This is a genomic window from Paenibacillus sp. ICGEB2008 (genome assembly GCF_000307675.1).
Lineage (GTDB): Bacteria > Bacillota > Bacilli > Paenibacillales > Paenibacillaceae > Paenibacillus > Paenibacillus polymyxa.
In genome coordinates, this window is record NZ_AMQU01000032.1 from 1 (window position 1) to 7,541 (window position 7,541).

The window sequence follows — 7,541 nt, forward strand, 5'->3', positions numbered from 1 at the left end:
TCGGATCTCCCAGTTCTGTGCCAGTTCCGTGAGGCTTCGATATAGCTAATGGTCCCGGGCATGTACCCCGGCTCGTTCCAAAGCCGACCGGATTAGCTCCCCTTGAGCAGTCGGGTTAGGCACGGTATACCCGTTGGTCTTGCCTCCATGGTTGATGCTCGTTCCCCGGATGACCGCATGGATCGGGTCCCCATCTGCTATCGCCTTCGACAACGGCTTCAATAGGACTACCCCCACGCCTTCTCCTGGGACAAAGCCGTTGCCTCCCTTTCCGAAGCTCTTGCACTGTCCGTCTACGGACAGCATCTGATTCGCACAAAGTCCGACATAACTCAGCGGATGCAGATACAGGTTCACTCCTCCTGCCATGGCCAACTCGCATTCTCCGCGGTACAGATGCTCACACGCTTCATGAATCGCGGTCAATGAGGATGAACACATCGTATCCACTGGCATGCTCGGCCCCTGCAAATTAAACAGGTACGAAATCCGGTTGGCTACTGAGCTAAAGGAAGTGTGAGGGAATATTTGCGCTCCCTTCCTCCACAGATCAAGACCATATAAATCAAATCCTGTTTTGGTAATTCCCGCAAACACACCTACACGGCTGTTATGTCGTACCGCAAGCTCTTCTCTGGTGTAGCCCGCGTCCTCCATCGCTTCCCAGCAGGCTTCAATAAACAGCCGTTCCTGAGGGTCCATGCTAAGTGCTTCCCGCGGTGCAATATTGAAAAACAATGGGTCGAATTCAGCAAATCCCTCGATAAAGCCCCCCCACTTGCTATAGCTTTTGCCATGTGAAGCCGCTTCCTCTTTATCAGGATGGAAGAATCCTTCTAGTTTCCAGCGTTCCTGCGGGATTTCGCTGACACAATCCTTCCCTGCCTTGAGATTTTCCCAATATTCATTCATATCCCTCGAACCTGGATACTTTCCTGCCATACCAATGATGGCGATCGGCTCTCGTGTTTCCTCTGCGACAGACTCCGCACAGCTTCGAACAGGCTTCACATAGCTACGGCTGGACTTCGTTGCCACCGTCTCCGCAACTGGCGTGCTTTCTTCTTCAGCGTACCGGGCTGTCGCAGCCGTTTCCTCTACCTGTTCCTTGTCCAGACTCATTCCAACCCACTGCATGCACTCCGGTGCGTATTCCGACACCAAATATTCCGCCAAGGCACGCAAGGTCTGATACTCATAAAACAGCGTCTTGGATAGCTCGCCAAAGGATTCTGCCAGCTTGGCATTGAGCTGGGTAATCATAATCGAATCAATCCCATAACGCTCTAGCGGTTCTTGGGCTTCAATGCTACCGACGCTCAGACGGGTCACCTCTCCCAATAGCGCCTTGAGATGATACAAGGTTTTATCGTACAGTAAACCCGCATCCAGCTTCGGCGCAGATGCCTGTATCGCACGGATACCGGCCTGCGAGACGGCTTTCGCCAGATAGGCCTCGATTTTCTCAGGCTCTCCTTCCAAGACCATCACCTGATCCTTGCTTGAGGTCAGGCATTGGTACAACGCCTGAATGCCCGACTCGGTCTGTAGAGGCGTAAGGCCCATGTTCTGTCTCATGAGTTTTTCTGTGTCCGCGTCAATCCTCATCCCGCCTTCTTTCCACAGCGGCCAGCGGATGGATAGCGTCCGGCCCCGCCGTTGCTGGGCTTCCACCAGGGTATTCCGGTATGCTGCGTACGCATCCATAAAGGCGTTGGCGGTGGCATAATCGGCCTGTCCCGGATTGCCCATACTGCCCGAGATGGAGGAAAAGAGCACGAAGAAGTCCAGATCCTGACCGCTGCTCGCCTCATCTAGATGGACCAGCCCTTGGACCTTCGGTCCCAGCACCTCGATAAATTCTTCCCTGCTTTTCTTGAGAATGAAGTTATCGTGAATGATCCCAGCGCAGTGGATAATCCCGTGAACACGCCCGAATTCTTTCTGAATGCTTTCCAGCAGGCTGGTAACCGTGTTCCTGTCGGTGATATCCCCCTGCTTGTACACTACTCTGGCTCCTAAGGACTCCAGCTCCTTCAGCCGGGTTTGTCTGTTGCCGTCCAGTGGCGAGCGGCCTGTCAGGATCAAGGTTGCTGCTTGGGTGCGCCGAACCAGTTCTTCGGCAACAAGCAGCCCCAGGCCGCCAGAGCCGCCGGTAATGAGATACACGCCACCGTCTCTCCATGGCAGCTTCTCTTCTGGCCGAGACGACTCGAACCTGCTCCAGCAAGCGGTTTTGCGTTGACCACCCTCATAGCGAATCCATCCATCCACCGGACTGCGGCTGTTTTCCTCCAGCTTCGCCAGCATGCTTTCCGCAGATTCTCCCTGTTCCACTTCGATCAATTGGCCGATGAGTTTTGGATTTTCCAGTCGGGCGGTCTTCAGCAGACCCGAAAGCCCTGAAAAGAGCTGTCCTTCTCCAGCCGCCGTCACGACAAGCTGAACCAGCACCCTTCCGGCAGGCTTGTCTTTTAGAATGCTTTGGATGCTCTCAAAGGCCTGAACGGCATAGGCCTGAAACCGCTCATCCACCCGGCTCTTCCCGGATGAGAAGGCCAAGATCTGTGCTGCTCCGTTCAATCGCGCTTCGAGCCGTTCAGGTAAAGCCTTGTCCGGCTCACACAGCAAGATGATACGGCGGTCGTAGGTAGGTGCTTCCACCTCTGGCGATACGTCCTGCTCCTTCCAAACTGGCTCTAGCAACAGGGTATGACTAGCTGTAGCCACAGGTTTTGCCTCTGCTCTGGAAATCGTTGATTTGGTTTCACTTTCTATACTTATGCTTTTAGCCACTTGGGTTTCATTCCTAGGCGCCCAATACCGCTCTTTTGCAAAAGGATAAGTCGGTAATGGGATTCTGCAATACGGTTCATTTGAAAACAAACGCTCAAAGTCTAACGGATATCCCTGAACATATAAATCCGCAATCGTAGTTAAAAGCTCCAAATACTCGCGGGCTTCACCTGCATTTTGACAGTTTTGAATACATTCATTTCCATATCTCTTCAATGACGTTTGAATGCGTTGGTCTTTTTCGTGTAGTTCAGAATAATAAACTTGAGAAGAATTGCCTTTTTCCAGCCACCTTTTAAGGGACATGACAAGCTCACCTTGATTGCGGGCAACACATGCAAGCCGATGATTGCAGTGCTTTCTCCCAAGCAATAATGTATAACTCATGTTACCGCAGTCTGCCTCAGGCTCCTGTTCGCAATAGGCAATCAGTTGCTCCACCTGACGGCGTAATTGTTGTGAAGTCCGGGCGGACAGCGGAATGAAATAAGCCGGCTTTTCGCAATGTCTTCGTTTCGTATGTGGAGCCTCTTCGATGACCAGGTGGGCATTAGTACCACTGGCACCAAAGGAGCTGACCGCAGCACAGCGTCTGGCTTCAGGCTCAATCAGCCAATTCTGCAACTGCGTATTGACATAAAAAGGACTGTCCGCAAACTGAATATTAGAATTGCCTGATTGGAAATGAAGTGAAGGCGGAATCTGCTCATGCTTTAATGACAATAACAGCTTAATTACTCCTGTGATTCCTGCCGCAATTTGCGTATGACCGATATTCGTTTTGATGGACCCGATCGCGCAAAATCCCTTCTTGTCCGTATACTTTCTAAATGTTCGTGTCAATGCCTGATATTCAATTGGATCTCCTAGCTTGGTACCAGTGCCATGTGCTTCCACCAATTGGATTTGCTCTGGATGGATATGAAAAGTATCGTACACATATTGCTCCAGTCGCTCCTGAGACTTCTGGCTTGGTGCAGTAAGTCCATTCGTGGTACCGTCCTGATTGATTCCTGAGCCTAAAATTACCCCATAGATGTGGTCACCATCGGCAACTGCTTCCTCAAGCCGTTTGAGTACAACAGCGCCAACAGCCTCTCCTGGAACCATTCCGTCTGCCCTGTCATCAAAGGTATAACAGTGCCCTGTGTGAGACAGCATTCCTGCTCTGTCACCGTATAAATAGCAACGAGGGGTTGTATGAATATACACCCCGCCAGCTAAAGCCATATCCGTTTCTCCAGACCATAAACTTTGGCAAGCAAGATGGGTGGCAACTAGCGAACTCGAACAAGCTGTATCTACAGCTATCGCCGGCCCATGAAGATTCAAGTAGTAGGAAATTCTGGCGGGAATCACGGAGCCCATATGTCCCCACAGTGCTTGCGGAGGCAGGTCTTCACCCAGCAATCGCTGGTAATCGCCTTCGGCACAGCCTACATAAACTCCGCACCGACGCCCATCCATCCCTGCACCCGCATAGCCCGCATCCTCTAGAGCATGCCATGCTTCCTCGAGAAACAATCGCTGCTGCGGATCCATGTAAGTTGCTTCCAGTCCGGAAATATTGAAAAAAAGCGGATCGAACTTATCAATATCCTCCAAAAAGCTTCCATAATTGCAGTAACTCGCATTTTTTTCCTGGTATTTTGAAAGATCCCACCGAGTTACCTCTTTTACTAAATCGTCGCCATTCTTAAGGTGATTCCAAAGCTCATCTACATTGTCAGACCCGGCAAACCGCCCGCTCATTCCAATAATCGCAATCGGCTCTCTTTGCGCCAAGCTTTTTCCTGTATTCTCCTGTTTAGGTCTTTCTGGCTCAATCGATGCACTTGCCGTTTGAACCGGATTAAACATATATTCCTTTTTCTTAGGCGCTTGGGTTTCACGGCTTGTATCTTTCCCATCCTCTATGGGATCAGCATTGTGTCCCAAAACTGGTAAAACGATGTCGCCGAATTGGCCTAAAATGTATAACGTCAGTTGTTTGACCGAACTGTAATCAAAGATGTCTGTAGTCTGCAAATGAATGCCCAGCCCCTGATTAACATCCTGTACAAAGTTGACGCCAAGAATAGAGTCCAGGCCATAATCTGCGAATGACTCATGGACATCAATCATTGAAATGTCCACATTCAAGGCCTCTGCCAACTTCTCTACAATAAGTTCCCTGACATGCTCTTCAGCCATCTCATCGGTTACATCAGCAGCTGATTGAGTCCCTGTGTCACGCTGTTCTAATGGAGGCTTGCCCTGTTCAAGCTTCTGTTGGTCCCGAAGCATCCCATCGCTAAGCTTACCATCGCTTTCAGCCACAATAATTTGCTGGCCTATTTCATGCGCTTCCTGAGCGGGGAAGAAGACCGACCGGAACCCCTCGCTTTCCAATACCTCCTGCCAACGTTCAGGGTATAAACCGGGAGAGCCTGGAATACGCAGCTCGGGGTCATTATAAAGCCACCATCCCTCCAGCAGACCAAAGGTTAGGTGGTTTAACAGCGAGTTTCCACTGATTTCATTGATAAGAATCAGGCCGTTTTTTCGCAGCGATGCTTTGACATTGCCTAATGTCTGCCGAATGTTCCTCGTAGCGTGCAGGACATTGGTGGCAATTGCAATATCATATCCGCCCGTGTCGATATCTTGTCCCACAGCCGACTCTTCCACATTAAAAATTTTATAAGTCAGGTAAGGATTTTGCGGGCCGTACTCTTTTTGCGCATGCAATAAAAATGCTCTTGATTTATCGGTATAACAGTATTCACGAATATGCTCCTGATAAGGTCGAAGCTTCCGGAAGAGCATAGCGCTGGTTCCTCCAGTGCCTGCACCAATTTCAATAATTCGAATCGACCCTGACGGGTCATGCTTAAGCCGTTCATTCAAGTAGGAAACTACAATATCCCCCAGCACTTCATTAAAGTAATCTGCTGCAGGACTATTTTTATATATACCTTCTACCAGCTTCATAGAGGACTGAGGAAAAACAATGTCAGTGGCAGGTATGTTTCCGGTCAAAATTTCCGGCAGCTTGCGCAATGTTGATTCTACGAGTACAACCCAGGCCGAGAGATCCGGATTTTTCAGCCATTCCCCTTTCTTCAATTCCCATTCCTTCCATACAGCCTGCAGATCAACCAAAGCTGTATCCGTTACGCTATAAGAGTCTCCTTTACGGTAAAAATAATGATTCCGCGCCAATACCTCTATGCTTTCTTCAAGCCAGCGATCATATAAATTCAGCAATGCTGTTTTGGTTTTAAAATCATTAATCATAGCTTTCTTGTCCATATGTGCATAGGGGCATAATCCCATCAACTGCAAATAACCCCATAGCAATTTGCATAAGACATCATTCATTTCCTTCATCTGTAAGCCTCCTCATCCGATTAGTCCCTCGCGTCGTCCCATCCTGTTCCGAGTAAGCTTGGTTGTCGATCATAGTCGAAGGAATTCTTTCGTATTCAGCCGCTAGATAAGAAATATCTGGCATCTTCTTCATTTTGACACTGGTGGAAATATGGCTCTGAATATTCTGGATATACGAAGGAATAGCTTCGGAATTTGGATCTTCGCTTTCTTTTCTATACTTTTGCGAAATATTTGCCGCTGTCTCAGGTGTTCTTTGATCAACAAATATATCTGTTGACTGTACAGATTTGGTAGATTCAATGGAAGCCTGCTTGGTTTTAATATCTGTGATCCAATACCGCTCCTTTGCAAAAGGATAGGCTGGCAAGCTTATTCGCTGCGGCTTGGCATCTCCATAAAGCATGCTCCAGTCCATCGCCAGTCCCTTCACCCAAAGATCCACTATCTTCGCGTATTTCCGTTTCCCGATCCAGGCAGCGATCGTTTTTTCCATATCTTCATCTTCTAACAGTGCGGACAGTGCCTCTTTGTTTCGCTTGACCTGTCCTCGATACAGCTCGGAAATCCCGTCGTGGCCTTCCAAGAATCTTTGCAGCTTTTCCACCAGTTTCGGCATCGATTCAGCAATGACCGCTAGGCGTTCTTCCATCGCTTCACGTCCTACCTGGAGCGTGTAGGCTGCATCGGCCAGATTACCCTCTGTGACCTCTCCTTTCCCGATCACGGACAGCAATCTCTCGACCTGCTGTTTCAGTCGTTCCTCATTTTTGGCTGACAATACGATAATCACAGGATGGTGAGCTGTTACACGAATGGGCATCTTCTCTTCCGGAACGTACTCTTCGATGATGACATGGGCATTGGCGCCTCCTGCTCCAAACGATGAAATCCCTGCCATTCTCGGGTATTCCCTTGTCTCTCCATCGAGCTCAACCACCGGCCGCTTCCATTCCTCCAGCTCCTGCTGGACGACAAACGGCGTCTGCTCAAAAGGAATGTTCGGATTCAGTTCCTGGGCATGCAGACTGGGAACCAGCGTCCGGTTTTTCATCTGCAGGACAATTTTCCCAATCCCTGCGATGCCCGCCGCCGCCTCCAAATGTCCGATGTTGGACTTCACAGAGCCCACAGCACAAAATCCCTTATCTGCTGTATCCTTTCTGAAGGCCTGGGTCAGACCGGTTACTTCAATCGGATCTCCCAGTTCTGTGCCAGTTCCGTGAGCTTCGATATAGCTAATGGTCCGGGCATGTACCCCGGCTCGTTCCAAAGCCGACCGGATTAGCTCCCCTTGAGCAGTCGGGTTAGGCACGGTATACCCGTTGGTCTTGCCTCCATGGTTGATGCTCGTTCCCCGGATGACCGCATGG

At 49.8% G+C, this 7,541-nt stretch carries 2 protein-coding genes; both read right to left on the bottom strand.

What is annotated here, in order from left to right:
• Window positions 1-45: 45 nt before the first annotated feature.
• On the bottom strand, window positions 46-6,168 hold the full coding sequence (locus tag C400_RS0125115) for an SDR family NAD(P)-dependent oxidoreductase (RefSeq protein WP_017428652.1): 6,123 nt from the start codon (window positions 6,166-6,168) through the stop codon (window positions 46-48).
• A partial coding sequence (locus C400_RS26375; protein WP_232795434.1) for a KS-MAT linker domain-containing protein occupies window positions 6,152-7,541 on the bottom strand: 1,390 nt, incomplete at its 5' end. The genes C400_RS0125115 and C400_RS26375, both read right to left, overlap by 17 nt.

Bases quoted from the DNA above. Each gene is read 5' to 3' on its own strand.
- C400_RS0125115 (WP_017428652.1), bottom strand. From the start codon at position 6,168: ATGAAGGAAATGAATGATGTCTTATGCAAATTGCTATGGGGTTATTTG.